Here is a 26,232-nt window from a genome sequence, read left to right on the forward strand (position 1 = left end):
GACCTTGGCGGGGTTTTGTGATTTGAAATGGAAAACTTTCCGATTCCATTCATATTCAGTTCATAAAAGTACGATATTCTTCCCCTATAAACGATATGGGAGGAACCACAATTGAATAATACACAGCAAAGAACAACAGGTAATGAACTTGGAGATTGGGCCATTGAAGCAGAGGGGCTTGTAAAAATCTTTGGAGATAAGCGTGCAGTGGATGGTGTGAATCTGAACGTAAAGGCAGGTACGATCTATGGCGTACTGGGTCCGAATGGAGCAGGGAAAACAACAACCATTCGGATGCTGGGCACGCTGCTTCGGCCCGATGGAGGATCAGCCAAAATATTTGGGCATGATGTGGTGAAGGAGTCACATATCGTACGCCAGCTGATTGGACTTACAGGACAATACGCATCGGTTGACGAGTCACTGAGTGCCAACGAAAATTTGATGATATTTTCACGGCTGCTGGGTCTTGGCCGCGCAGAAGCGAAACGCAAAACAGCCGATTTGCTCGAAGAGTTCGGCTTGACGGAGGCGGCGAAACGTCCAATCAAAGGGTTCTCCGGAGGCATGCGCCGCCGTCTCGATCTCGCAGCAAGCCTTATTGCTCAGCCGCCGCTGATCTTTTTGGACGAACCGACAACTGGACTTGACCCACGGACACGTGCACAGATGTGGAATACGATTCGCCAGTTGGTCAAGACTGGTTCAACCGTGCTTCTTACAACACAATATCTTGATGAAGCGGATCAACTGGCCGACCGTGTTGCCGTAATTGATCAGGGCCATGTTGTGGCCGAAGGTACGGTGGATGATTTGAAAGCCTCCGTTGGCACTGCATCACTTCAACTGCGCATCCAGGAACCGACACGGATTGAACACGCCCGTCAGATTGTAGAGCAGATCCTTCGAACAGAATCCAGCGTATCAGCGGAAGCGGGGAAGATTACTGCACCGATGGCAAATGCTAATATTGCAGCAGATCTACTGATTGCCTTTCGTTCCGCAGGCATTGATCTGGCAGAGATGAGTGTCCAGAAACCTACACTTGATGAAGTATTTCTCACCATTACGGGCCAAGATGCGAGTGGCAATGCGTCTCATACGTCTCAAGAATCAAAAGCAGTGGAGGAGTTGCAAGTATGAACAGTACAATAGCGAAACAAAATCCAAGCCGTAAGCTGAGAAAATACACAAGCTTTGGGCAAACCGTCCGGAATTCCTTAACGATGGCTTATCGCGGGATATTGAAGGTTAGACGAACACCAGAGCAATTATTCGATGTTACACTACAGCCGATCATTTTCACATTGATGTTTACGTACATTTTTGGTGGTGCGATCTCGGGAAATATTCAAGCTTATTTGTTGGTCATTATTCCGGGTATACTTGTGCAGACGGTAATTACAAGCTCCGTCGTGACTGGTGTGCAATTGCGTGAGGATATGGATAAAGGGGTATTCGACCGATTCAAATCATTGCCTATAGCACGTATTGCGCCACTGGCCGGAGCATTGCTGGCAGACACTATACGCTATACCATTGCAACGTTCCTTACCTTTACGATTGGATATTTATTGGGATATAGCCCTGCAGGTGGATTGGGTCATGTTGCCTTGGCAGGATTGCTGGTTATTATTTGCGCTTGGGCCATCAGTTGGATTTTTGCTTTTCTCGGTGTTATTGCACGTACTGCGTCCAGTGTACAAGGGATTTCCATGCTCGTATTGTTTCCGCTCACCTTTGCTTCAAACGCTTTCGTTCCGGTAGATACGATGCCGAATTGGCTTCAGTGGGTAGTTAATGTCAATCCGATATCCCATTTGGTTTCAGCTGTACGCGAATTGGCGAATCAAGGGACAATGGGCACAGACCTGGTGACCAGCCTTGCCGGAGCAGCGGTTATTGTAGCCATTTTTGCACCATTGACAGTGCGGGCATATATGCGCAGAACGTAATTGGAAATCATCAAATTTTGCTAAACAAGTGTAGCATGTCAGGAAAGAGATGTTATGCCTTCATGGTATAAGGTCTTTTTCTTGACAGAATGTGGAGTATAAGGCAAGGTTGAAAAAATGGAGGTGGTCACTTTGACAAGCGTATTGGTCGTTGATGACGACCCGCATATCCGAGAGCTGGTAGGACATTTTTTACAGCAGGAGGGTTTGCACGTAATCGAGGCTGTTGACGGTTTGGATGCACTGCGATTACTCGCTGACCATAAGGTAGATCTGGTCGTTCTCGATATTATGATGCCAGGCATGGACGGATGGGAACTATGCCGCCAGTTGCGGCAGCAGACGGATCTGCCGCTCCTGATGTTAACGGCCAAAGGGGAAACCTCGCAGATCATCAAAGGATTTACCCTGGGGACGGATGATTATCTGGTGAAGCCTTTTGATCCGCTGGTGCTGGTTGCTCGGGTGAAGGCTTTATTGAAACGATATCGGATTATGACTTCACAAGTGATCCTGCTTGGTGAACTGGTCCTGCGGGGTGATACGTTTGAGTGCAAGAAAGGTGATCAGGATATTGTGTTGCCACGCAAGGAATTTGAACTGCTATTCACCCTTGCGAGTTACCCTGGCAAAACCTTTACCCGTGATCAGTTAATCGAAAAGATCTGGGGGTATGATTACGAAGGGGACGAGAGAACGATTGATGTGCATATCAAGCGACTTCGTGAACGGTTTCCGGAGGAAGAGCATGCTTTCGTCATTCGTACTATGCGGGGTTTGGGCTATCGCCTAGAGGTAAGGCAATGAAGCAGGAGGGTGGATTTCTTCATGTTTCCAGAAACGTCATTCTGGTATCTCTGGCCCTGTTTGCCTGCTGGACAGCAGCTTTCTACCTTACGAGATATGTGTATTCCTTTGTCCCATGGGAACCGCATGAATTGCTTGCTTTTCTGATTAATGCCATGCTGGGGTTCATTTTTTTTGGATTATGCATTACAATGATCGGTCCGCTGGTTAAAGGCAGGCAATATGAATTTTTTAATGAGATGATTCAGGCTTTGAAAAGCATTTCCCGGGGGGATTTTCGTGTGAATCTGGATGCGGAATTTGCCAATAGAAACGGGAGACAGAGAAATCCCCATCCGTTTGTGCAGTTGGTTGAAAGCATCAATGACATGGCGGCAAATCTCAAAGCGATGGAAGATTTGCGTCAGGAATTCATCTCCAATGTATCACATGAGATTGGATCGCCGCTCACGTCAATCAGCGGTTTCGCCAGGGCGCTGAAAAATAAAGATATGGACCAGGAAAAACGGGAAAAGTATCTGACGATCATTGAGACGGAATGTGTTCGTTTGTCCAGACTGAGTGATAATTTAATGAAGCTCGCCGTTCTGGATTCATCCGAGCATGCATCACATAAAACATCTTACCGCTTGGATCGGCAGCTGGTAACTCTGGTTCTAGCCTGTGAACCCCAATGGGATGACAAAAAAATTGATATGAACGTAGAGCTGGAAGAAGTTGAAATCTTTGCTGATGAGGACTTGATGATTCAGTTGTGGATCAACCTTATTCATAATGCAATCAAGTTCACGCCAGAAGGCGGAAAAATTGATGTTTTCCTTACACAAAGTGATGGCAAGATCAGTGTACGTATTTCTGACAGTGGACCCGGCATCACCAAGCAGGATCAGCTTCGCATATTCGAACGTTTTTACAAAGCGGATCAATCCCGCACACGTGCCTTGGGTGGCAGTGGACTGGGCCTCTCCATCGTGCATAAAATTGTGGAGATGCATGAGGGTACTGTCTCCGTGTTCAGTGAACCAGGAGCAGGTGCGACATTTATTGTACAGCTACCTGTCCATTTATAATAATAAAAAGGGTAATCGATGGATGTTGTCCGTCAATTACCCTTTTTATTTCAATTAATTCGGCTGTTATTGTACAAAATAAGGTATATAAGCGATAATTTGCAGGGTAGCTAATACATAAAGGCCGTAAGGAGTGAGCAATTCTGCTGATATCTCCCACTCAACAACAGCGTCTGATTGACGTGATGAAATCATTCCCGATACAACCCAAGTACTCCAAAGCACAGCTGCTGATTAATGAGCTGAAATTAAGCTCTTCAGGAGAGGTGGAGATGTTCTATTCCCCACATAATGAATATATCAATGCAGCCGCAAAAGTCATGCTTGTGGGCATCACACCAGGTTGGCAGCAAATGGAGATTGCTTATAGAACGGCTATCCAAGCTTTGAAAGCACACAAATCATATGAGCAAGCCTGTAAAGAAGCCAAAATAGCGGCAAGAATGGCCGGCTCTATGCGTACCAATTTGATTTTAATGCTCCAGGAAATAGGCTTGCATGAATATATAAGAGTGCCCCATGTACAAAGGTTATTTGAAGCAGACTGTACATTGTTACATACAACTTCTCTGATTCGATATCCAGTCTTGGTGAATAAGCAAAATTACAATGGACATCAGCCTTCCATTCCTCAAAGTGAATTTTTGTATCAAGCTGTACTTGAGTCATTTCTGCCTGAATTGGAACAGTTAAAGCATCCTCTTATTATTCCATTAGGAAAGTCGGTGGAGGCTGTACTACATCAATTGCTTGATGAACATCGGGTAGATGAAGAGAAGATTTTATGGGGATTTCCTCATCCATCTGGTGCCAATGGCTCTCGTGTGAAACAGTTTCTTCATACGAAGTCGGGGATGCAGAACATTCTGAGGGAATGGCGAGATTAAACTTCTTACTTGCTTTTTACAAATTCAATAATAGTATAATGATTACGACTACATGACATGGAAACAGGAAAAGAGGAAACAAATGCCTACAATACTGGTTGCTGACGATGATCCGAATATTCGTGAACTCGTCTGTTTATTTTTGAGAAATGACGGATTTGAAACGGCTGAAGCTGCGGATGGCAAGGAGGCACTGACCGTTTACGGCTCAACACATGTCGATCTTGTTGTGCTTGATATCATGATGCCTGTCATGGATGGCTGGACGTTATGTAAGGAGCTACGAAGAGCCAATCCTGATCTTCCGCTGCTCATGCTGACGGCGAGAGGTGAGACCTGGGAAAAGGTGAAAGGATTCGAACTGGGGACCGATGATTATCTAACGAAACCGTTTGATCCGTTGGAGCTCACGGCTCGCGTCCGAGCATTACTCAAACGATACAAAATCGGCTCCACACAGACGATCCATTTCGGCAACGTCATCCTGGATCGACAAACCTACAAGGTGACGAGCGGAACAGAGTCGCTTACGTTGCCGCTGAAGGAGTTCGAATTGCTCTATAAACTCGCTGGAACACCCGGACAAGTCTATACACGTGAGCAATTGATCGATCAAATCTGGGGTATTGATTACGCCGGTGATGATCGAACGATAGACGTACATATTAAACGCCTGCGTGAACGGTTCGCATCAACACCCGATTTTCGGATCGAAACGGTGCGAGGCCTGGGGTACCGGCTTGAGGTTTACGAATGATTAGATCGTTATATATTCGTGTGGTCCTGACATTTCTGGTCTCCGTCATCGCCGGCACGGTCATTTCTTTTTTCATGTCCACGATGATATTCGAAGATCAATTGAATGAAAATGCTCAAATTAACATACGTAACTTCGGCCAAGATGTCGTGCAGATTTACAAGACCCTTCCATTAAGTGAAGCAGAATCGTTTGTTAGTGAAATGAAGCTACTGAATTCATATCATATTCGAATTTACGATGCAACGGGTCAGTTCCAGTCGTATGGAAAGCTTAACGGACATAAATCGGCCGCCGTGACGAAAGAGCAACTAAAGAAAGTGTTAGATGGAGGCGTAGTCCAGGACAATCCGAACGGTATTGCTACAGTTCTTTTAGGGTTGCCGGTGAAAACGGAAGTGGGAACGAAAGCAATGTTTTTGGAGACGCTCGCTCCACCTTCTTCCTCGTTTGTCGTCAAATGGGCTTCGATCTTTGCAACCTGTTCATTGGTTGCAGGAAGTATTATCATTCTGATTGCTTCCATATTCTTGGTTAGACCGATTAAAAAACTGACAAAAGCAACGAAGCGGATCGCTGCTGGAGATTTCAACGTCAAGCTGAATATCAAGCAAACCGGAGAACTGGGCACACTGGCGCGCAGCTTCGAAGAAATGATGCATGATTTGCAGCAGTTGGAACAGATGCGCAGGGAATTTGTAACGAATGTGTCGCACGAGGTTCAATCTCCGCTGACTTCGATATCCGGTTATGCTCAAGCACTGAAACAAGTAAACCTCTCAGAGCAAGAACGAAGCCGATATCTTGAGATTATTATCGCCGAGGCGAAGCGGATGTCCAAAATGAGTGATAATCTGCTCAAGTTGAGTATGCTTGAATCACAGTCACAGCAACCGCGACTTAGCACACTCAGCCTGGATGAACAGATCAGGCGGGTTATTGTAACTCTCCAGCCACAATGGTCTGCTCGCAACATTCACTTTGAGCTTGATCTCCAAGGCGTTAAAGTCTTGGCTGATCACGATCAGTTGAACCAGGTATGGACGAATATTCTCAGCAACGGTATCAAATTTTCCAAGGATGGCGGCGTAATTCACGTCAGCACCAAGCAGGATATCAAGAACGTGACTATTCGAATCTCCGACACAGGTATCGGTATCCCTCTTGAAGACCAGAAGCGTATATTCGAACGATTTTTCAAGTCGGATCGTTCTCACAGTCGCAAGTATGACGGCAGTGGTATGGGGCTTGCTATTGTTAAACAGATTGTATCGCTTCATCAAGGGGATATTAGAGTAGAAAGTGAACCTGGTCAGGGAACAACCTTTATTGTCACGTTGCCAATCACTCCACCCCTAGAATAGTTAGGCTTACAGGGATAAGGGGTGGATATGTAGAATATTCACCCGATTGTCTAAACCATATGTTCAGGCCACGTTTCACATGCAAGCTTCTTTGCATGTGAAACGTGGCCTTTTTTTGTTAGTTCATACTTCGTTCATATTGTCGTCATGATGAGGACATCTTGGTTGGTTAGGCTTGATTTAACGGCTTGTTACGGCCATTAAACAGATGAGAACAGGAGCAGATGAGTGTGACACATGAAACAGAGAAGAAACAGTGGGGCGTTCCCTGTGAATCTCCCTGTTCTTTTCTTTATTCAAAAGAATCATCCGGCAACAGACAGGTGGATCCCTGAGCACGAGAAGCTAATAAAGGATTCTGTACATGGTGAAGTGGTACTGCTGGAGGCAAATCATTATTTGTATCGTTCCCATGTCAAAGAAATTGCTGGAAAATTCAGAGCATTTATGACGTCCCAGTAAATATTAATTTATTTAGTTGTTCATATTCAGTTCATATTGACGTCACGGGGAGTACATTTTCATTGGTTAAGATTACATCAGTAGCACAGAAGAAAGCCGAACAAACAGTTCAAGACAGGAGAAGATGAGAGTGACACAACCAGAGGAAAAGAAAGCGAAGAATGGCTCGAGGGCCAAAAAGGTAAGAAACAATATACTTAAAGTACTAGGAGCAATCGTAATCGTCATTGTTCTGTTTCTAGGTATTGTTTATATCACGAATGTGATCAGTACCAATTCAGAGGCGAAAAAGATAGAGACTTACGGCCAGCACGTATCTGTAGACGGGAAAAATATGAATGTGTTAATTCAAGGCGAAGGCAAAGAAACGATCGTGCTTCTGCCAGGCTATGGAACAGCTGCGCCAGCGCTTGATTTTAAGCTGCTCATCGATGAGCTATCTCCATATTACAAAGTTGTGGCGGTTGAACCTTTCGGTTATGGATTAAGTGATGGAACTGAAAAAGAACGAACCGCAGAAAATATCGTAACAGAAGTTCATGAAGCTTTACAACAGCTTAACATTAACCAGTATATCCTCATGGGCCACTCCATTGCAGGCATTTACGGCATTGAGTATGTGAACAAATATCCAAACGAGGTGACTGCATTTGTCGGAATCGACAGCAGTGTTTCAACACAACCGGGTATGGATGCCAAATTACCTACAAAAATGTTCGGATTCCTTAAAAAATCAGGTCTCCAAAGATTAGTAGTCAAATTTGGTGGTGACCCTTACGCTGGACTCGCATTTGATGAGCACACCGTAGAGCAGATGAAAATGCTGTCGAATAAAAACTCGAATAGTTCCACGATGTTAAATGAGATGGACCATATTGCTTCCAATTTTAAAGATGCTCAAGGTTTAACCTTCCCCAAAGACCTTCCACTTCTTCTCTTTATTCAAGCGAATAATGAAGGTGTAAAAGGTTGGATACCTTTGCATGAAGGTCAGATCAAAGATTCGGTACACGGAAAAGTAATCACAATGGATGGCGAACATTATTTACACCATACGTTATTTAAAGAAATAGCTGAGGACTTTAGAGCATTCATGAACGAAGCAAAGTAAATATCCTGTATAAGTCTACTCGAGATTTTACAGATGTGTATAAATGAATATGAAAAAACCGTCCTGTGGGGCGGTTTTTCCATAGTATATCCAATTCGGCCGATGTCCGTGATGAAAGAGAGGAATTCAAATGAGATTATTTGAAATACTTTTAGTTTTATCCTGTTTCGCTTTACTCGTAGATCTATTGTTTATTAAAAGAAGTGCCAAGAAATTAGGCTTGGGTTTGGGTATAGGAAGTAGCGTTATATTATTAGTTCAATTATTTGTTGAGGGATACAGATGGCAGCTGCTTTTGGTATATATCATGACGGCGCTATTCATACTCATCGTTTTATTCAGACATTCCGAAAAGATGGTGAATCTAAAAATAGGGAAGTTCTTGAAATATAGTTTATCTTCCCTAATCGTCATTCTGCTGGTTGTTTCTACTGCCTTGTCTGTATACCTACCTGTTTTTAATTTGCCGAAGCCGGATGGTCCAGAGAAAGTGGGTACTCAAACATTTCATTTTACAGACCAGAATAGAGCTGAAGTCTTAACTGAAGATCAAAGCGACAAGAGGGAGTTAATGGTCCAATTCTGGTATCCTACTGAGAACATGAATAACAACAAGCGTGACACGCTGTTTCCAAATGATAAAGAAATGTTCAAAACGTATATTCAGAGCTTCTCTGCTTCTTTAAAACTGCCCGAATTTTTGCTCGACTACTTGAAGTATAGTCAAACCAACTCTTATGAAAATGTAGAAATATTACCTTCCACAAGTCCTTATCCCGTGGTACTGCTATCTCATGGTATGGGAACCAGTAGAGTTCTACAAGCATCACAGGCCGAGAATCTGGCCAGTCATGGTTTTATCGTGGTCACAATCGATCATACGTACAGCACCTTTGCTACCCTTTTTCCGGATGGCCGTGTAACGGGCTATACAACAAAAATGACAACCATAGATGACCGCAGTGAAGTTGGGGATATATGGACAAAAGACGTTGAGTTTGTTATCGATCAAATCGAAAAGCTAAATTCAGGTGTAATTGAAAGTCAATTTAAAGGGAAGATCGATTTAAATAACATAGGCGCGATGGGACATTCTTTTGGGGGAGCAACGGCGTTTAATGCAACGTATTTAGATCAACGAATCAAGGCCGGGGTTAATATGGATGGGTCACTGAATGAAGTAGAAGATAGAGATGATATAAACAAGCCGTTTATGTTTATCAGATCGGGAAATTTTGAAGACTGGTTAGCCAATTTTGAAAGTGATAGAAATTCGGATGACGAAGTAACTAAGTTTCTTTCAGATGAGCTGCACATTATGAAAACGGTTATCAATCAGGGGGGGAATGTGATTTATATAGAAGGAACCCAGCACTTCAATTTCACGGATCTTCAATTCTATTCGGAGCTGATTAAACTGTCCGGAATTACAGGAGACATCAATGGTAAAAGAGGGTCAAACATCGTAAATCAATATGTACTTGATTTCTTTAATAAGCAATTGAAAGGATCGGGCGGAACTCTAATTCAGGGGCCGAGCGACTTGTATCCAGAGGTGAAATTTATAGATCCGAAAGAACTCTAATTTAAACTCAGGAGATGATGTGAATGGGACGACAAACGGGAAAACGAACTTCAATCACCGCCTTAACTCTGGTGTTAATGATGTTAGCTCCAATGTCAGTCATGGCCGCACCAGCTACGAGTAACAACAGCGATCTGACGTATGAACCAACCAGGAAAATAGTAGCGGAGAAAGCGAAGATCCTTACTGAGACGTACGGTACGACCAGTGTGCAATATGCATTAATCGATGCTGGAGAGATTGTGGTGTCCGGTCAAACGGGCAAGAACGATATCAATAACAAGGTGCCTCTTACTTCGAACACGATCTATGGCATTGGTTCAACCAGTAAAATGGTGCTTACAGCGGCTGTAATGAAGCTGGTTGACGAAGGTAAGATTGATTTGGATAAGCCTGTTGTGGACTATATCCCTGACTTTAAAATGAAAGATAAGCGCTACAAACAAATCACACCACGCATGCTGTTGAATCATTCCTCCGGTCTGCTGGGCAGCTCCGGCAGCAATGCCACACTGTACGGGGATAATGACACGTATTCACATGACACTTTTCTGGATCAATTGGCGATACAGACTCTAAAAGCCGATCCAGGAGAGTACTCCGTATATTGTAACGATGGTTTTACATTAGCGGAAATTCTAGTCGAAAGAGTTAGTGGCATGGGCTTTACTGCTCTTATACACAAGTATATTACAGAGCCTCTGGACATGAATCATACCAAAACACCACAGGATGTGGTTGGGCCAGCTGAAATGGCGGGAATCTATTCTCCTTTATATGAAGGCCAGCTTCCACAAGAGAATTATAATATCATCGCTACTGGAGGTATTTATTCTACCGCTGAAGATCTTGTGAAATTTTCACAAATCTTCACGGGAGAGGTCGAAGGTATTCTTTCCAGTAAGTCGGTAGAAGCCATGGCGCAAGAAGAATACAAAAGAGGCATGTGGCCAGAGGACAGCGATTCATCTATTTCGTACGGGTTAGGTTGGGATAGTGTGAACTTGTACCCATTCAGTGAATACGGCATCAAGGCCGTTACGAAAGGTGGAGATACCATATCGTATCACTCATCATTAATCGTACTGCCGGAATACAATTTAGCTGCAGCCGTTACCTCATCAGGTGGGACAAGTGCAAAAGATCAGTTTATTGCGAGTGAATTATTACTCAGCGCACTTGAGGACAAGGGTATTATTACAGAACGGAAGCCAGAAAAATCATTTGGGGTGCCAGTAAAGGCAGATATACCTAAAGAAATATCCACGTATGCAGGTATGTATGGCGCCAATAATTCGGTTAAGAAGATCGAAATGAATCATGCTGGACAAATGACTGTATCCACACTCGCAGCTCCGAGTGATTCGGCTCAAAAATACACATATACAGCTGATGGTACTTTTGTTAACGATAAAGGCACAGAAAAGTTGAAATTCGTTACGGAGAAGAATGGAAGTACTTATCTGTGGTCTCGATCTTATATTTCCTTGCCAGGACTTGGGCAGTTGGCTTTCTCAGAATATACAGCGGAGAAGCTGGAAGCTAATGAATTATCCCAGGATGTTACCGCCTCGTGGGAAAAGCGTGAAGGTAAAAGATATTACGTGGTGAATCAGAAATATACATCAACGGTTTATCTCCATTCGTCACCAATCATTCCTATTCATTCGAATAAAGAGACACCAGGGTATATGTCTAATAATAAGATTATTGGAGCAAACGAAGCAGTCACTGAGCTGCAAATCCCTGGCATGGCTGGACGTGATACAAAGGAAATTTATTTCTCCAAAAAGAACGGAGTGGAGTACATTACAGCTGTAGGTAGCGTATTCGCCAGTGAGGAAATTGTACAACCACTCTATTCCGGTAAACACTCCGCTACAACCATTCAAGCAGATGGATATGCAAAATGGTTTTCGGTACCCGCATCTGTGAAAGGAAAAGTTATGACGGTTAAGATGCCTGCAAATGGAGCCTTTGCCGTATATGACCAGACGGGTATTTGTATTAATCACACCGAGGTCAGCGGTAAGAATGAGGTTGTCTTACCCAAAAACGGCCGTATTGTATTTGCAGGTGAGGTCGGTTCCACATTTGAAATTTCATTGAAATAGACAAAGTCTTTATCCCCTTTAAGTGTCTACTTAAAGGGGATATTTTTATGACGTAAAAAGGAAGGATCAAGGATCGTGAATCATCATGTACTCAAATTATTTTGCCTATTCATACTCGGTTCATATAGACGTCACGAAGAGTACATTTCTATTGGTTAAGCTTATTTTAGTACCAAAGCTATGATACTTTAATAAAGAGATACTGACAGGAGAAGATGCAAATGATACAACAAGAGAAAATGAAAGTGCTCAAGAGAACAGTCAAAAAACGAACTTCAATTGCAGCTTTAACGCTAGCGTTAACCATGTTAGCCCCATTATCTGCAATGGCCACACCGGCTGCCATGAACAACAGCAACCTTACGTATGAGGCAACGAAGAAAACCGTGATGGAAAAAGCCAAATTACTGACTGAGACGTATGGTACGACGAGTCTGCAATATGCGCTCATCGATGATGGAGAGATTGTGGTCTCCGGTCAAACGGGCAAGAACGATATAAACGACAAGGTACCTCTTACTTCGAACACGATCTATGGCATTGGTTCAACCAGTAAAATGATGCTTACCGCCGCTGTAATGAAGCTGGTTGACGAAGGCAAGATTGATTTGGATGTGCCTGTTATGAACTATATGCCTGACTTTAAAATGAAAGATAACCGATACAAACAGATCACACCCCGTATGCTGTTGAATCATTCAGCCGGTCTTCTGGGCACCTCAACCAGCAATGCCACATTGTACGGAGATAATGACACGTATTCACATGATACGTTTTTGAAGCAATTGGCGAATCAAAACCTTAAAGCAGATCCCGGCGCATACTCAGTCTACAGCAACGATGGCTTTACGTTAGCCGAGATTCTGGTCGAAAGAGTTAGCGGCATCGGTTATACCGCATTTATACACAAGTATTTCACAGAGCCTTTGGACATGAACCATACCAAGACACCACAGGATGTAGTTAATCCGGCAGAAATGGCGGGAATCTATTCCCCTTTTTATGAGGGACAACTTCCAAAAGAGAATTATAATATCATCGGTACTGGAGGTCTGTATTCCACCGCTGAAGATTTGGTCAAATTTTCTAGAATCTTCACGGGAGAAGTCAATGGAATTCTTTCCAGCAAGTCTGTAGAAGAAATGGGGCAAGAAGAATATAAAAAAGGAATGTGGCCAGAGGATAGCGATACGCTGATGTCTTACGGGTTAGGGTGGGATAGTGTGAACTTGTTCCCATTCAATGAATACGGCATTAAGGCCATTATGAAAGGAGGAGATACGTTATCTTATCAGTCCTCATTAGTGGTACTCCCGGAATACAACATGGCTGCAGCCGTTATCTCCTCAGGCGGGTCAAGCTTAACCAATCATTTCATTGCCAATGAATTATTACTCAGCGCACTTGAGGAAAAGGGCGTTATTAAAGAACGGAAGCCGGAAAAATCATTTGGCGTACCCGTAAAGGCCAATATGCCTAAGGGAATATCCAAGTTTGCAGGTATATATGGTGGCAATAATTCAGTTACGAAGATCAACATCAATAAGACTGGACAAATGACTGTATCTTCACTTACAGCTCCGAGTAATCCGGTTCAAGAATACACATATACAGCAGATGGTACTTTTGTTAACAACGAAGGTACAGATAAGTTGAAATTCGTTGTGGAGAAAAATGGGAAAACCTACTTGTGGTCACGATCTTATATATCTGTTCCAGGACTCGGACAGCTGGCTTTCTCAGAATATAATGCGGAGAAGCTTGAAGCCAATACATTATCCAAGGAGATTAACGCCGCATGGGCAAAGCGCGATGGTAAAAAATATTATCTAGTGAATGAGAAATACACATCAATGGTCTATCTGAATGCTTCATCGATCCTGCCTATTCATATGAGTAAAGAGAATCCAGGGTATATGTCCAATAATAAAATTATTGGAGCAGACGAAGCAGCCAATCAATTGCAGATTCCGGGTGTTGCCGGACGAGATCCGATGGACATTCATTTCTCCAAAAAGAACGCAGGAGAGTATCTTACATTTTCAGGTTATGTATTCGCCAGTGAGGGATTGGTAAAACCAATCTATTCCGGTAAACAATCCGCAACAACCATTCAAGCAGATGGATATGCCAAATGGTTTTCGGTACCCGCTACTGCGAAAGGAAAAGTCATGACAGTGAAGTTGCCTGCAAATGGAGCCTTTGCTATCTATGATCAGAACGGAATTTGTATTAATCACACCGTGGTCAGCGGTAAGAATAAAGTTGTCTTACCAGAGAATGGCCGCATTGTATTTGTAGGTGAGGCTGGATCCAAATTTGAAATTTCAATAAAAAAGTAAATTAACGGATTTGCAAACGGCTGTACGACAAACAAACTCAACAGGAGAAAACCATCATGATGAAAAAAATATTAATCATTTTACTCAAAATATTCGGAGCCATAGTTATCGCTTTTGCATTATTTATTGCCACTGTCTATTTTGTAAATGTATTTAGCAACAAGTCGGAGGCAGGGAAAATAAAACCCTATGGTCAGTCCGTAGCGGTTGACGGGAAAAACATGAATGTGTTGATCCAAGGAAAAGGTGAAGAAACCGTGGTATTGCTTCCGGGATACGGAACACCTGCCCCAGCCCTCGATTTTAAACCGTTAATTGATGAGCTATCTCCGTTTTACAAAGTCGTCGTCATTGAACCTTTCGGTTATGGATTAAGTGACATAACTGAAAAAGAGCGTACCACGGAAAATATGGTCAGTGAAATTCATGAAGCTCTACAGCAGCTTAATATTACTCATTACACGCTGATGGGTCATTCCATTTCAGGAATCTACGGACTAGATTATGTAAACAAATATCCAAACGAAGTAAATGCTTTTGTTGGGATTGATAGCAGCGTTCCAACGCAGGGAGGCAACGATGATCCATTCCCAACAGATGTGTACAAACTGCTCAAAAAATCAGGGTTCTACCGATTGTTAATGAAACTGGCCCCTGATCAACTGATTGCACCAGCTGTTGATGATGAAACCAGAGAACAAATTAGAATGCTTTCACTCAAAAATACGTTTAATCCGAACAACTTAAGTGAAGGCGAAAATTTTGGTCCCAATTTCAAAGCTGCTGAAGGCTTGACTTTCCCCAAAGATCTGCCTGTCATTTTCTTTTTACAAGCGAATGATACCGAAACGGAAGGATGGATACCTTTGCATGAAGAGCAAGTTAAAAATTCAGTACATGGTAAAGTGATGACATTCGAAGGCGGGCATTATTTACACCATACCCGATCCAAAGAAATAGCCGAAAACTTCAGGAAGTTTATGAATGAAGTAAAATAAACTTAGAACAAACGTAGTATCTTTCAGAATGGATTTCAGAAAGAATGAAACGCCCGTTCCCCAGTAGAACACAGGGGAACGGGCGTATTTTCCATACTCATTATTATTGATTTGTTAACGAAATTTCGAACCTTGAACCAGCTTCACCAGCAAATACAATCGTACCGTTTTCAGGCAATGTAACTTCATTTTCACCACTAACCACAGTATGATTCGTACTGATACCCGTCTGGTCATATACAGTGAAAGCACCTTTCGAAGGCATCTTCACTGTCATCACTTTACCTGCGGCTGCTGCCGGTACCGAATACCATGTCGCATAACCATTCGTTTGAATCGTTGTCTTCGATTGTTTCCCCGAATAGAGCGGTCTCACTAGTTCTTGACTGACGTAGACCTTTCCTCCTGCTGAAACGTATTCTACGCCGTTTTTCTCGAAGAACTTATACTCCATCGTATCCCGGCCCGCCAAGCCTGGAATTTGCAGTTGGTTCACGGCCGAATTAGCATCAATAATTTTATTAGTATAGACATAACCTGGTGCTTCATCGAACATATGAATGGGGATGATCGGCGTTGCACTGTCATATACCGTTGAGGTGTATTTTTCATTCACCAGGTAATAAATGTTGCCTTCACGCTTCTGCCAAGCGGCTGTTACATCTTCGGATAATGAATTGGTTTCGAGCTTTTCTGCCTTGTATTCCGAGGAGGCGATCTGTCCAAGCCCTGGCACCGACTGGTACGAACGGGACCACAAGTATGTATTCCCGTTATCCTCTTGAGTGAATTTCAACTTTTCTGTACCTTGCTCATTCACGAAAGAGCCATCTGCGGTATACGTATACTTTTGTTCCGTACTGTTCGGCGACAATAGCAGGGACGTTGTTAATTGCCCTTCATCATTCACTTCCAACTTCAATAACGAGCTGCCAACAGCCCCATAAATGCCTGCATACTGCGTTAGTTCCGTTGGCATGGTTGTTTTTACAGGTACGCCAAATGATTTTTCCGGCTTCCGCTCTTTAATCATATCTTTTTCCTCAAGTGCGCTAAGCAACAGCTCGCTCGCAATCAATTGGTCGGTTGTGCTTGATCCACCTGAAGAGGTAACGGCTGCAGCCATGTTGTATTCCGGAAGCACAATTAATGACGAATGATAAGCAATCGTATTGCCACCTTTGGTAACTGCCTTGATGCCGTATTCGCTAAATGGGAACAAGTCTACACTATCCCAACCTAACCCGTACGAAATCGATGAATCGCTATCCTCTGGCCACACACCTTTTTTGTACTCTTCTTGCGTCATGGCTTTTGACGACTCACTGGAAAGAATACCTTTGACCTCTCCCGTAAAGATTTGCGAAAATTTGACGAGGTCTTCGGCAGTAGAGTAAATGCCTCCAGAGCCAATCATGTTCGTGTTCTCTAGTGGAAGTTCTTCCTTATTCAGCTGCGAATAAGTTACTGCCATTTGGTCAGGGTCAACCAGATCCTGCGGCGTTTTAGTGTGGCTCATACCCAAGGGTTCGGTGAAATTCTGTTGGATGAAATGGCTAAAGCTCATGCCACTAATCTTTTCGACCAGAATTTCAGCTAACGTAAAGCTATCGTTACTATACACCGAGTAGGCTCCCGGATCTGCCTTCAAATTTTGCTCGGCCAATTGATCCAAAAATGTATCATGTGCATAGGTATCATTGTCCCCATACAGTATGGCACTACTGCTTGAGGTTCCAAGAATCCCGGATGAATGATTCAGCAACATACGAGGTGTGATCTGTTTGTAACGGTTATCTTTCATTTTAAAGTCAGGGATATAGTTCACAACCGGCACATCCAAATCAATCTTGCCTTCATCAACCAGCTTCATCACAGAGGCGGTAAGCACCATTTTACTGGTTGAACCGATGCCATACATTGTATTAGAAGAAAGGGGGATACGGTTCTCCGGGTCGTTTTTGCCTACTTGTCCGGAGATTACGATCTCTCCCTCATCCATGAGTGCGTACTGCACACTTGTTGTACCATATGTTTCGGTAAGCAGCTTGGCCTTCTCCATCACCGCTTTTTGGGTCATATTATACGTGAGGTTACTGGTGTTACTGTTTGCCTGTGCGGCGAGAGCATTCATTGGGGCTAACATGGTTAACACCAGGGTTACAGCGGCTAATGAAGTTCGTTTTTTCAGTGTCAATCTCATCTTCTCCTGTCTTATCTGTAGATTAGGTATCTCTGTGGTGGTACGTAAGTTAGTGTACTCTAGGACGGTGAACTGAATATGAATTGGGCCAGAATAAAATGGAAAAATACGGGTTGACAGAAAAATCCCTTACGTATACAATCGTATACATAAACAATTTGTATACAAATGTATACGAAGATGGAGGTGCTTCAAAAATGAGAGAAAGACATATAAATGTGAACGAACAACCTGATCGCCATGGAGAGCGGTCCAGACGGGGTCGTGGGGAAGAAGAGCGACAAGGTGAAGGTTCAAGACGTGGGAGAGGGCATGGAGAGCATCACGGAAAACGGGGCAATGGGGCACAAACGTTTCGCCGTGGAAGAATTTTAGTCTTTTTGGAACAAATGCAGAATCGAAGAGCTACGTTGGCCAGACAGCTTGGTCAGGAGGAGTTCTGGAATATTCATCAGATGATAAGTGGTGAACTGAAAGCCATTGATCAGGTCATTGATGAATACATCCAACTTTTTGAATTACAAAATGAAGAAGAAAGCCCTAATCAGGATCTGGAGAGTGAATAAGAATGGTTCGTCGTTTTTTCTCGTATTATCGTCCTTACAAAAAACTATTTTTAATTGATTTTGGTTGTGCAGTACTAGCTGGTTTACTAGAGCTGGCATTTCCACTTGCTGTAAGCAAGTTCATTAATGAGTTGCTGCCAGGTCAAGATTGGCCACTCATTATCCTCGCATGTATTGTCTTGCTGTCGATCTATGCGCTGAATACCGTCTTGAATTATGTCGTGACCTACTGGGGACATATGCTTGGCATTAACATTGAAACCAACATGCGTTCGAAGATGTTTGCTCATTTACAAAAGTTATCCTTCCGGTTTTTCGATAATCGCAAGACGGGTCATCTGATCGGTCACCTTACCAATGATCTCAACGATATTGGAGAGGTTGCTCACCATGGACCTGAGGATGTATTCATCGCGATTATGACTCTAATTGGATCTTTCTGGCTTATGGCGAACATTAATTTAGAGCTTGCACTGATCACCTTTGTCATTATTCCTATCATGGCCTGGGTCATTATCGTGTTTGGTGGTCGCATGACGAAGACCTATCGGCGTCTCTTCGGAGATGTGGGGAATTTCAATTCCCGTATCGAAGACAACGTAGGCGGAATTCGTGTCGTTCAATCGTTCGCTAACGAAGAGCATGAGAAAAAACTATTTTCCGTAGATAACGAGAACTTCCGTAAAACAAAGCTGCTTGCTTACAAAACGATGGCGAAGAGTATATCGGTCAGCTACATGATGATGCGTTTGGTTACTGTGTTCGTTATGATCAGCGGTGCTTGGTTCTTTATCGATGGCAGAATTGATATGGGTGATTTCATGGCATTCCTGCTCTTGTCTAATATCTTCTTCCGCCCGATTGAGAAAATAAATGCTGTAATCGAAAGTTATCCGAAAGGGATCGCTGGATTCAAGCGTTATCTGGAAATCATTGATACCGAGCCGGAAATCGCCGATGCGAAAAATGCCGTGGAGCTAAAAAGCGTCCGTGGAGATATTCGCTTCGAAAATGTCTCATTCGGTTATGAGGAAAATCGACGTATTCTGAATAATATCAGTTTGTCCATCAATCCAGGGGAAACCGTTGCATTTGTGGGTCCTTCCGGTGCAGGTAAAACGACCATTTGCAGTCTGCTTCCACGGTTCTATGAAGTAGAGGAAGGTCGGATTACCGTTGATGGAGTTGATATTCGTGAGGTTCAGCTGGAATCTTTGCGCAAACATATCGGTATTGTTCAACAGGATGTATTTCTCTTCTCAGGCACAATTAAGGAAAATATCGCTTATGGCGATTTAACGGCAACAGACGAGCAAATCTGGGATGCAGCCCGTCGTGCATCTTTGGAAGAGTTGCTTCTTACTTTGCCAGAAGGGATCAATACGATCATTGGTGAGCGTGGTGTCAAACTTTCCGGAGGTCAGAAACAGCGCCTGTCCATTGCTCGGATGTTCCTGAAAAATCCACCGATTCTCATTCTGGACGAAGCAACGTCCGCTCTGGATACCGAAACCGAAGCATTAATCCAGAAGTCCTTGGCGGAACTGTCAGTGGGCAGAACAACCCTTGTTATTGCACACCGACTGACAACGATCAAGAATGCAGATCGCATCCTTGTAGTCAATGCGGATGGCATCGCAGAGCAGGGTAACCATGAGGAACTGGTCGCTGCCGGAGGCATATACAGCAGACTTCACCAGGTGCAATACAGCCATTCTTAATAGCCAAAAAACAAACCGTGCATTTGCGCGGTTTGTTTTTTTGTTTTTTTTGTTTTTCAATAAAGTGACATTCATTTGAACAATAAAGTTCATCAATATTATATATTGTTGACAACGTCCACTAAACTGATTATTATAATGTTGACAATGTCCACTAAAAGGGAGGGTTTCACATCGACTCTCAGCAAATAAATGCAGATATGTTGACTGAAATGCGGCGTTTTAACCGTTTTTATACCAATATACTCGGTGTACTCGATAAACATATCCTGGGAACGGGATACTCCTTCGCTGAAGCAAGGGTCATTATTGAAATTGGCATTCAAGGGGAGAGCATTGCGAACAATCTGGTGGATACACTGACCATTGATCGCAGCTACATGAGCCGAATTGTAAGTAAACTGACCCGAGAAGGGCTGCTGATGAAAGTGGATTCAGCTGCTGACAGCCGCGTTAGTTTGATTCGCCTGACTGAAAAAGGGCAGGAGCTTTACGGTGAGTTGAATGAACGTTCAGATCAGCAGATTGTGAAGTTAATGCAAGGTTTGGATGAGGAAGAGATCAGAGAAGTTTACGCTTCAATGATGAATATTCAGGATAAGTTGAACAAAAGAGCAGGAGAGACAAGACGATGATACGATTCGAATGTGATTACAACGAAGGCGCGCATGAGCGCATTTTGCAAAGACTAATTTCAACGAACATGGAACAAACGAGCGGTTACGGTAAAGATGCCCATTGTGATCGGGCGAGAAGCCTTATTCGACAAGCTTGTGAAAATGAACAGGCGGATGTGCATTTTTTGGTTGGTGGTACACAGACCAATACAACGGTTATTGCCTCCATTTTGCGTCCATACCAAGGCGTGATTGCAGCGACTTCGGGCCACATCGCGGTCCATGAGACGGGAGCGATCGAAGCCACAGGTCACAAAGTGATCACGGTACCAAGCGAGGATGGGAAGATCACGTCAGATCAGGTCAAAGCGGTCTATGATGCCCATTGGAATGATGCAGCACCTGAACATTGTGTCCAGCCCGGAATGGTTTACATATCCCAGCCTACTGAGAACGGTACGATGTACAGCAAGGCAGAGCTGCAAGCATTATTTAATGTGAGCCAACAGTGTGGTCTCCCGTTCTTTATTGATGGGGCGCGTCTTGGGTATGCTCTTGCTTCCCGGAATTGTGATACGACTCTCGCTGATCTCGCACGCCTATGTGATGTATTCTATATTGGCGGAACCAAGATCGGAGCATTGATGGGAGAAGCGGTAGTCATCCTGAACGACAAGCTTAAGCCAGATTTTCGTTATATGATCAAACAAAAAGGCGGCCTGCTTGCCAAAGGCAGATTGTTGGGGATTCAATTTGAAACGCTGTTTGAAGATGGTCTGTATCTTGAAATTTCCCAGCATGCGGTGGACATGGCCATGTTAATTCATGATTCGCTTGCGGAGCAAGGTATTACTTTCCTATATGATTCACCAACCAATCAGCAATTTCCGATTCTGCCAGATGATCTGCTTCAGGATTTACGCAGCCGTTACTCGTTCACATTCTGGGAAAAGGTGTCCGATACACACAGCGTCGTTCGTTTTTGTACCAGTTGGGCAACCCAGCGGGAAAATGTGGACTCACTGATTCGTGATATTTCCCAGGCTCTGAACAAATTGAAAGCTTGTGTGTAATCATTAATCACTAAAGGTTAGTATATATGGCGGAGTAAAACGCCAAAGAAGAAGTCGCCATGTTGATGGCGACTTCTTTTTTTGTTTGCTGTTATATGTTCCATGAATGTACTTCTAAAATTGAATCACGACCATTTGATGACAGGACCACTCCGGTATCGTGAAGGTCACAAGGCCGTTCACCTGACTGAATGGGAGACTATGGTTCTGAGGAGCGAGATACACGTCCTGTACTTTTTCAGCCGCCGCAACCGTCACCTCTGTATTGATAAGTGAAGGGATATCCTCGATAACTTCCACACCTTGTCCTCTACGTACTGGAGAGGCATACAGCAGATGATTCACCCAACGGTTCGAGTTCTTCTGCACCTGCAGCGTCGTAACCCCTTGGGCAGGCAGGTTGGTCATCAGCGACTTGTTGTTACTCAGTAAACGGTCCAGCGCGTAACAGATGATTTCCTTGACAGCCAAGCTCCCCTTCGTCGCATAATCTTCAAAAACATTCCACGCGATATAGATTCCATCCTGACCTTCAGCCATGCCAGTTCCCGATTCCTGCAGATCAGAAGGGGTATGCTGGTGAGAGCAGAACGTGAACAAGTCACGGTTAAAATATGAATTCTCCTTACTACCAAGTACAATGCCGTCTCTCGTTGGCACTGTATTCTGTCCTTCGGTATACATGACAAAAGAGGCTGTACGCAGGGAAGGAAGCTCGAAACTCGGACGGAAATAGGAGGGACGGAATGGGGAAACCTCCTGATATTCTACACCCCAATCGAATTCAAAGCCCGTTCCATCCGGTGAGAGTCCGGAACGGCCAGTGGCGAGAATTTTGCCGCTCCCGGCAAGAAAGGCTGTCAGTTTGGTTTTGATTGACTCTGTAATGCTAATGGCATCCGGCAAAATAACAACTTTATATTTGGATAGATCAGCCTGCAGATCTACTACATCGAAGAGATAGTGGCCTTCCAGCAAAACTCTTACAGCACCGGTATCGTGGTGTTTGTGCTGGTTATGAGGATCGCCTCCGGATTCCCATAAGGCTGCTTCCACTGACAGCAACGCGATATCGGCCATAGCGGTAGTATCGCGACACCATTCTTCCTTTGCTTCTACCTCACGGTAAGCTTCCCCGATCAACGAATACGTGGCAATGTCCATCTGACCACCTGGATGCAGCTGATCTCCAATGGAGCAGCGAGCTCCGTTCGCAAGGCTCAGCGCAGTTTCATAACGCAGCGCGTTGGGGTGCTTGTATCCACCGAATTCGCCCCAGGAAGTATGGAATTTTCCGGTCATGCCGAGGAAATCCATGCCCAGGGTTTGCGCATAACGTGCAGAGAGGGGGAAGTGGTCGTACCCCCAGCCGCCCGTTGGTAGCGATTCCAACTCCAGATGGGTATTCACATGGGCGAGATCCCGCCGCCCTCGGTCGACGTGACTGCTGTTGTGGAACACTGGTAATCCGGGTTTCACTGCATGCACAGTCTCGTTCATTCGATTAGCATAACGAGCATACGTCTGTTCCCACAGTTTTTTCATATCTTGAATGTTTCGTGGATCGGAGCCCTGTGAGCGAATCTCGGCAACACAATATTGACAATAACATTCCCGAACACCAACGATATCGAGGAAGATGCCGTCCGCATCATAATTCTTTACGACTTCCTCGACCTGTAGGGTAAGCACGTCAAGATAAGGGGTATTCATGCAAAATTGATGATATCCCGGTGTCATGAAGTCGGCTGTCCAACTGATTTGCTCCTGCTGATTGCGGATGAGCCACTGAGGATGCTTGCGGGCGAGTCGCTCATCCAGGCCAGCAGAGAGATAGACCGGTGTCTTCACACCTATCTCATGAGCAGCTTCAATCTGGGCACCCAGAAGATCGAAATTCAGATGTGGATGCATTTGATTGGCGGTTGTCGGGTGATAGGCCCAGCCATGATGGCACTTGGAGAAAATGGTGATGGAATCGACGTATCCAGTCTTAAGCATCTCCTGAAATTGCTGCTTCGAAAAATCACGGCCAATGCCTTCAATGGCTTCTGACGTATGAAAATCGAGATGAATTTGACGAAATTTCATGCTTGCATCCCCCTGGTCATTAAATGATAGAATCATATTATATCTACCACTCTAATCGATCTTCAGCTCCGATACAGCTGACAATTACGACTACATATAGCACATTCTCTACATTCTGAACAAAGGAGGGATCTCATGCTTGTACTTGAACTTCAAGTTCCGCCGTTTCCGCTATTAGCAGCCATTGGGCACACCGAATGGCAACCGGGGATGCAGCATGCCCAGCGTAGCTTTGATGTGTTCGATCTTATTATTTGCGCCAAAGGAGCGCTGTACATGGAGGAAGATGGCCTCCGTTACGAGATTGCGGAAGGTATGATGCTGGTTCTTGAAACTGGCAAAGACCACCGTGGCTATAGACCAACGGATGTGCAGACGGAAGTATACTGGATTCATTTCCAGCTTCCCTCTGTGCAAAAGATGATTTTGAAAGAAAAGACGACTTGGGAGCAGCCTTTGCTTCAACAAACAGACCAGGATATTGAGGCTCCCCCAGGAGTCATTGAAATTCCCAAATTCGCCGCGGTGGATCTACGTAACCTGGAGCCGATACTGAAAGAAATGCTTGAGCTGCACCATGTACTCACCCGTCAGCGTTCCTTCGAGCTTCATGTTCTGTTGGGCCAATTCCTACTGCAATTACAGAAGGGAATGAGACAGAACAGCCCGCAGGCTCGTTCCTATTTTCTAAGCGAGAAGGTGGCAACTTATCTTGGTCAACGCCTCGATCAGCCGTTTGATTCAGGACAGATGGAGCGTGATCTGCTTTATCATTTTGATTACCTGGCCCGCTGCCTGAAGCAGTGTACGGGGATGAGCCCGCTCCAATACAGGCATCACCTGCAAATGGAGAAGGCCAAGCGGTTATTGGCACATTCGGAGCTTCCGCTGAAGCGTATCGGCGAGTTGTGTGGACTGCAGGACCATAACTATTTTACTCGGTTGTTCAAACGTCAAACCTCCCTTACGCCTGGAGAGTACCGCAAGAAGCATCAGTTGTATTTTATGGAATAGACATGATCAAACGAAAAACCGCCCGAAAGGGCGGTGGATGATGACGTATTCAATGTCCTGGAATTTCAAATGATCAAGCTTTAAAGTCCTCGCTTCGTACAGGACTAGCATTCGATAAGGCCTGCCGAAGACTATCCGCTCCATGCTCCTGGTAACTAGGAGTCCCCGGTTGTTGGCGCCACGATTCGTCCAAACCGCCGGCGTCTATGGCGTCAAATCCCAACTCTTCGACAAGTTGAAGTACAATTTTCTTTGTATCCGGATCATCACCAGCTACCGGGAGAGCAAGTCGATCCGGTGAGCCGGCAGGCAGTCCACGTTCAAGCAGATTAACAGCGGAAATCCCATTAAAGGCTTTGTTGACAGGATGTTTCAAGAATTGCTCGACCCAGCGGCTTTCAGGTAAGCCACCCTCGATCTCGGCAATAAAGCCGTCACGCTGACGGGGGTAATAGTTCCCGGTGTCAATAATGGCAGCACCAGGTGCAGTTTGGTCTAAGATACCATCAGGGAGATCCGGAATATTCTTTTGTGGAATCGTTACAATGACCAGCTCGGCTCCATGGGCGACGTCCGTTACTTCAAGCGGTTTTGCGCCTGTCTCTTCAGCTAGATCCGTCAAGGTATGAGGACCGCGCGAGTTAGCAATCGAGACATCATGACCAAGTTTGGTGAGACGACGGGTGAGATTACCACCGATATTTCCCGTTCCAATAATTGCGATTTTCATTTATTCCGACTTCCTTTCCCGATTTAATATGGTATGACCTCTTCACTGTAACAGAGAACAATAGAGCTGTAAACAACTTCTTGACTGAACGTTACAAATTACCTATACTAAGATTTATTATTTCGTTGAGAAGGGAGGAAATGAAGTGACCAGAGGTGGAAGACCACGAGAATTTAAGGATACGGCTGTGATTGACGCAGCCATGGATGCCTTTTGGTTGAACGGATACGAAGGGTGCTCTACTGAGGATCTATGTAAACAGACCGGTCTCGGGAAGGGCAGTTTATATAATGCGTTTGGTAGCAAACATGATTTATATGAAAAGGTACTCCAGCGTTACCATGAGGAAGGAATACGGGAGCAAAGCGAGATTTTACAGAGCCCCTTACCGTTGAAAGAAAGATTACGCGGCCTGCTGGAGTGGGGTGTACAGGAAGATTTCTCGGAATCAGGGCGAAGAGGCTGTCTCCTAATTAATGCAGCAATGGAACGGGCACGGGTTGATCCTATGGTTGAAGAAGTGGTGACACGGCATATCGGATTGTTGGAGGATGCACTTTATAATCTGATGGAGCAGGGTGTCCAGACAGGAGAGATTACTTCAGGGAGACCAGCCAAAGAACTGGCAAGCCTGTTCCTAAGCAGCTATTACGGACTTCGCGTGCTTAACAGTTCTTCACAGAACCGTGATCTGGCAAAAAGTATTGTAGAAGGTACATTGGCAGCTATTTACTAGCCGGGTAATCCGGCACTTTTTTTTGCATT

General features: G+C 44.4%; 22 protein-coding genes. 19 read left to right on the plus strand and 3 right to left on the minus strand.

Annotated elements, in window-relative coordinates; all coding sequences use genetic code 11:
• Positions 1–111: 111 nt before the first annotated feature.
• The 13 genes from PTQ21_RS19645 (at position 112) to PTQ21_RS19705 (ending at position 15,452) form a co-directional block, all read left to right on the plus strand.
• Positions 112–1,143, plus strand: coding sequence for an ATP-binding cassette domain-containing protein (locus PTQ21_RS19645; protein ID WP_064638632.1), 1,032 nt, complete (start codon positions 112–114; stop codon positions 1,141–1,143).
• The gene (locus tag PTQ21_RS19650; RefSeq protein ID WP_063565177.1) at positions 1,140–1,955 is read left to right on the plus strand and encodes an ABC transporter permease; all 816 of its coding nucleotides are present in this window, start codon (positions 1,140–1,142) and stop codon (positions 1,953–1,955) included. Before PTQ21_RS19645 ends, PTQ21_RS19650 begins: the two co-directional genes overlap by 4 nt.
• A gap of 132 nt (positions 1,956–2,087) precedes the next feature.
• Positions 2,088–2,762 (plus strand): response regulator transcription factor, encoded by a 675-nt coding sequence (locus PTQ21_RS19655; RefSeq protein ID WP_090806109.1) that lies wholly within the window; start codon positions 2,088–2,090, stop codon positions 2,760–2,762.
• Positions 2,759–3,832 carry a sensor histidine kinase gene (locus PTQ21_RS19660; RefSeq protein WP_072732732.1) on the plus strand — a complete coding sequence of 358 codons (1,074 nt, stop codon included), beginning with the start codon at positions 2,759–2,761 and terminating at the stop codon, positions 3,830–3,832. The genes PTQ21_RS19655 and PTQ21_RS19660 overlap by 4 nt, the downstream gene beginning before the upstream one ends.
• Before the next feature lie 272 nt (positions 3,833–4,104).
• A complete protein-coding gene (locus PTQ21_RS19665) occupies positions 4,105–4,719 on the plus strand; it encodes a hypothetical protein (protein WP_090949717.1) in 615 nt (204 codons plus the stop codon).
• Positions 4,720–4,801: 82 nt separating this feature from the next.
• A complete protein-coding gene (locus tag PTQ21_RS19670) occupies positions 4,802–5,476 on the plus strand; it encodes a response regulator transcription factor (RefSeq protein ID WP_063565174.1) in 675 nt (224 codons plus the stop codon).
• Positions 5,473–6,840 (plus strand): sensor histidine kinase, encoded by a 1,368-nt coding sequence (locus PTQ21_RS19675; RefSeq protein ID WP_079694321.1) that lies wholly within the window; start codon positions 5,473–5,475, stop codon positions 6,838–6,840. Before PTQ21_RS19670 ends, PTQ21_RS19675 begins: the two co-directional genes overlap by 4 nt.
• 237 nt (positions 6,841–7,077) lie before the next feature.
• Positions 7,078–7,302, plus strand: coding sequence for a hypothetical protein (locus PTQ21_RS19680; protein WP_338020281.1), 225 nt, complete (start codon positions 7,078–7,080; stop codon positions 7,300–7,302).
• Positions 7,303–7,432: 130 nt separating this feature from the next.
• The gene (locus PTQ21_RS19685) at positions 7,433–8,413 is read left to right on the plus strand and encodes an alpha/beta fold hydrolase (RefSeq protein WP_063565171.1); all 981 of its coding nucleotides are present in this window, start codon (positions 7,433–7,435) and stop codon (positions 8,411–8,413) included.
• A 130-nt stretch (positions 8,414–8,543) separates the two neighbouring features.
• Complete coding sequence (locus PTQ21_RS19690) at positions 8,544–9,998, plus strand: alpha/beta hydrolase family protein (protein ID WP_274566819.1); 1,455 nt, start codon at positions 8,544–8,546, stop codon at positions 9,996–9,998.
• A gap of 23 nt (positions 9,999–10,021) precedes the next feature.
• The gene (locus PTQ21_RS19695; protein WP_274566820.1) at positions 10,022–12,112 is read left to right on the plus strand and encodes a serine hydrolase domain-containing protein; all 2,091 of its coding nucleotides are present in this window, start codon (positions 10,022–10,024) and stop codon (positions 12,110–12,112) included.
• A 221-nt stretch (positions 12,113–12,333) separates the two neighbouring features.
• On the plus strand, positions 12,334–14,454 hold the full coding sequence (locus PTQ21_RS19700; protein WP_274566822.1) for a serine hydrolase domain-containing protein: 2,121 nt from the start codon (positions 12,334–12,336) through the stop codon (positions 14,452–14,454).
• Positions 14,455–14,510: 56 nt separating this feature from the next.
• Complete coding sequence (locus PTQ21_RS19705) at positions 14,511–15,452, plus strand: alpha/beta hydrolase (protein ID WP_090949726.1); 942 nt, start codon at positions 14,511–14,513, stop codon at positions 15,450–15,452.
• Positions 15,453–15,555: 103 nt separating this feature from the next.
• On the opposite strand, the gene PTQ21_RS19710 is transcribed toward PTQ21_RS19705, so the two are convergent.
• Positions 15,556–17,655: a serine hydrolase domain-containing protein gene (locus tag PTQ21_RS19710; protein WP_274566824.1), complete on the minus strand. Its 2,100-nt coding sequence runs from the start codon at positions 17,653–17,655 to the stop codon at positions 15,556–15,558.
• A gap of 218 nt (positions 17,656–17,873) precedes the next feature.
• Between PTQ21_RS19710 and PTQ21_RS19715 the strand changes: the two genes are divergently transcribed.
• The 4 genes from PTQ21_RS19715 to PTQ21_RS19730 all read left to right on the plus strand — a co-directional run bounded on the left by PTQ21_RS19715 (position 17,874) and on the right by PTQ21_RS19730 (position 21,632).
• The gene (locus PTQ21_RS19715; RefSeq protein ID WP_274566825.1) at positions 17,874–18,221 is read left to right on the plus strand and encodes a hypothetical protein; all 348 of its coding nucleotides are present in this window, start codon (positions 17,874–17,876) and stop codon (positions 18,219–18,221) included.
• 2 nt (positions 18,222–18,223) lie between these two features.
• Positions 18,224–19,942, plus strand: a complete 1,719-nt coding sequence (locus PTQ21_RS19720; protein WP_064638610.1) for an ABC transporter ATP-binding protein — start codon at positions 18,224–18,226, stop codon at positions 19,940–19,942.
• A 200-nt stretch (positions 19,943–20,142) separates the two neighbouring features.
• Complete coding sequence (locus PTQ21_RS19725; protein ID WP_231952523.1) at positions 20,143–20,577, plus strand: MarR family winged helix-turn-helix transcriptional regulator; 435 nt, start codon at positions 20,143–20,145, stop codon at positions 20,575–20,577.
• Positions 20,574–21,632 (plus strand): threonine aldolase family protein, encoded by a 1,059-nt coding sequence (locus PTQ21_RS19730; protein ID WP_064638608.1) that lies wholly within the window; start codon positions 20,574–20,576, stop codon positions 21,630–21,632. Before PTQ21_RS19725 ends, PTQ21_RS19730 begins: the two co-directional genes overlap by 4 nt.
• A 114-nt stretch (positions 21,633–21,746) precedes the next feature.
• On the opposite strand, the gene PTQ21_RS19735 is transcribed toward PTQ21_RS19730, so the two are convergent.
• The gene (locus PTQ21_RS19735) at positions 21,747–23,723 is read right to left on the minus strand and encodes an alpha-amylase family protein (protein ID WP_274566828.1); all 1,977 of its coding nucleotides are present in this window, start codon (positions 23,721–23,723) and stop codon (positions 21,747–21,749) included.
• 135 nt (positions 23,724–23,858) lie between these two features.
• Between PTQ21_RS19735 and PTQ21_RS19740 the strand changes: the two genes are divergently transcribed.
• Entirely contained in the window at positions 23,859–24,737 is an 879-nt protein-coding gene (locus PTQ21_RS19740) for a helix-turn-helix transcriptional regulator (RefSeq protein WP_274566829.1), read from the plus strand.
• A 73-nt stretch (positions 24,738–24,810) separates the two neighbouring features.
• Here the strand turns inward: PTQ21_RS19740 and PTQ21_RS19745 are convergent, their stop codons facing one another.
• Positions 24,811–25,467, minus strand: a complete 657-nt coding sequence (locus tag PTQ21_RS19745; protein WP_063565162.1) for an NADPH-dependent F420 reductase — start codon at positions 25,465–25,467, stop codon at positions 24,811–24,813.
• Positions 25,468–25,612: 145 nt separating this feature from the next.
• Here PTQ21_RS19745 and PTQ21_RS19750 point away from each other — a divergent pair, with 145 nt between their 5' ends.
• Positions 25,613–26,203, plus strand: coding sequence for a TetR/AcrR family transcriptional regulator (locus PTQ21_RS19750; protein ID WP_072732740.1), 591 nt, complete (start codon positions 25,613–25,615; stop codon positions 26,201–26,203).
• Positions 26,204–26,232 lie beyond the last annotated feature (29 nt).

The organism is Paenibacillus marchantiae (assembly GCF_028771845.1).
Taxonomy (GTDB): Bacteria; Bacillota; Bacilli; order Paenibacillales; family Paenibacillaceae; genus Paenibacillus; species Paenibacillus marchantiae.

What these genes read in the sequence shown, in the direction of transcription:
- PTQ21_RS19650 (WP_063565177.1), top strand. Translation starts at nt 1,140, where the DNA reads ATGAACAGTACAATAGCGAAACAAAATCCAAGCCGTAAGCTGAGAAAA.
- PTQ21_RS19660 (WP_072732732.1), top strand. Translation starts at nt 2,759, where the DNA reads ATGAAGCAGGAGGGTGGATTTCTTCATGTTTCCAGAAACGTCATTCTG.
- PTQ21_RS19665 (WP_090949717.1), top strand. Translation starts at nt 4,105, where the DNA reads ATGTTCTATTCCCCACATAATGAATATATCAATGCAGCCGCAAAAGTC.
- PTQ21_RS19670 (WP_063565174.1), top strand. Translation starts at nt 4,802, where the DNA reads ATGCCTACAATACTGGTTGCTGACGATGATCCGAATATTCGTGAACTC.
- PTQ21_RS19675 (WP_079694321.1), top strand. Translation starts at nt 5,473, where the DNA reads ATGATTAGATCGTTATATATTCGTGTGGTCCTGACATTTCTGGTCTCC.
- PTQ21_RS19680 (WP_338020281.1), top strand. Translation starts at nt 7,078, where the DNA reads ATGAAACAGAGAAGAAACAGTGGGGCGTTCCCTGTGAATCTCCCTGTT.
- PTQ21_RS19690 (WP_274566819.1), top strand. Translation starts at nt 8,544, where the DNA reads ATGAGATTATTTGAAATACTTTTAGTTTTATCCTGTTTCGCTTTACTC.
- PTQ21_RS19695 (WP_274566820.1), top strand. Translation starts at nt 10,022, where the DNA reads ATGGGACGACAAACGGGAAAACGAACTTCAATCACCGCCTTAACTCTG.
- PTQ21_RS19700 (WP_274566822.1), top strand. Translation starts at nt 12,334, where the DNA reads ATGATACAACAAGAGAAAATGAAAGTGCTCAAGAGAACAGTCAAAAAA.
- PTQ21_RS19705 (WP_090949726.1), top strand. Translation starts at nt 14,511, where the DNA reads ATGATGAAAAAAATATTAATCATTTTACTCAAAATATTCGGAGCCATA.
- PTQ21_RS19710 (WP_274566824.1), bottom strand. Translation starts at nt 17,655, where the DNA reads ATGAGATTGACACTGAAAAAACGAACTTCATTAGCCGCTGTAACCCTG.
- PTQ21_RS19720 (WP_064638610.1), top strand. Translation starts at nt 18,224, where the DNA reads ATGGTTCGTCGTTTTTTCTCGTATTATCGTCCTTACAAAAAACTATTT.
- PTQ21_RS19725 (WP_231952523.1), top strand. Translation starts at nt 20,143, where the DNA reads ATGTTGACTGAAATGCGGCGTTTTAACCGTTTTTATACCAATATACTC.
- PTQ21_RS19730 (WP_064638608.1), top strand. Translation starts at nt 20,574, where the DNA reads ATGATACGATTCGAATGTGATTACAACGAAGGCGCGCATGAGCGCATT.
- PTQ21_RS19735 (WP_274566828.1), bottom strand. Translation starts at nt 23,723, where the DNA reads ATGAAATTTCGTCAAATTCATCTCGATTTTCATACGTCAGAAGCCATT.
- PTQ21_RS19740 (WP_274566829.1), top strand. Translation starts at nt 23,859, where the DNA reads ATGCTTGTACTTGAACTTCAAGTTCCGCCGTTTCCGCTATTAGCAGCC.
- PTQ21_RS19745 (WP_063565162.1), bottom strand. Translation starts at nt 25,467, where the DNA reads ATGAAAATCGCAATTATTGGAACGGGAAATATCGGTGGTAATCTCACC.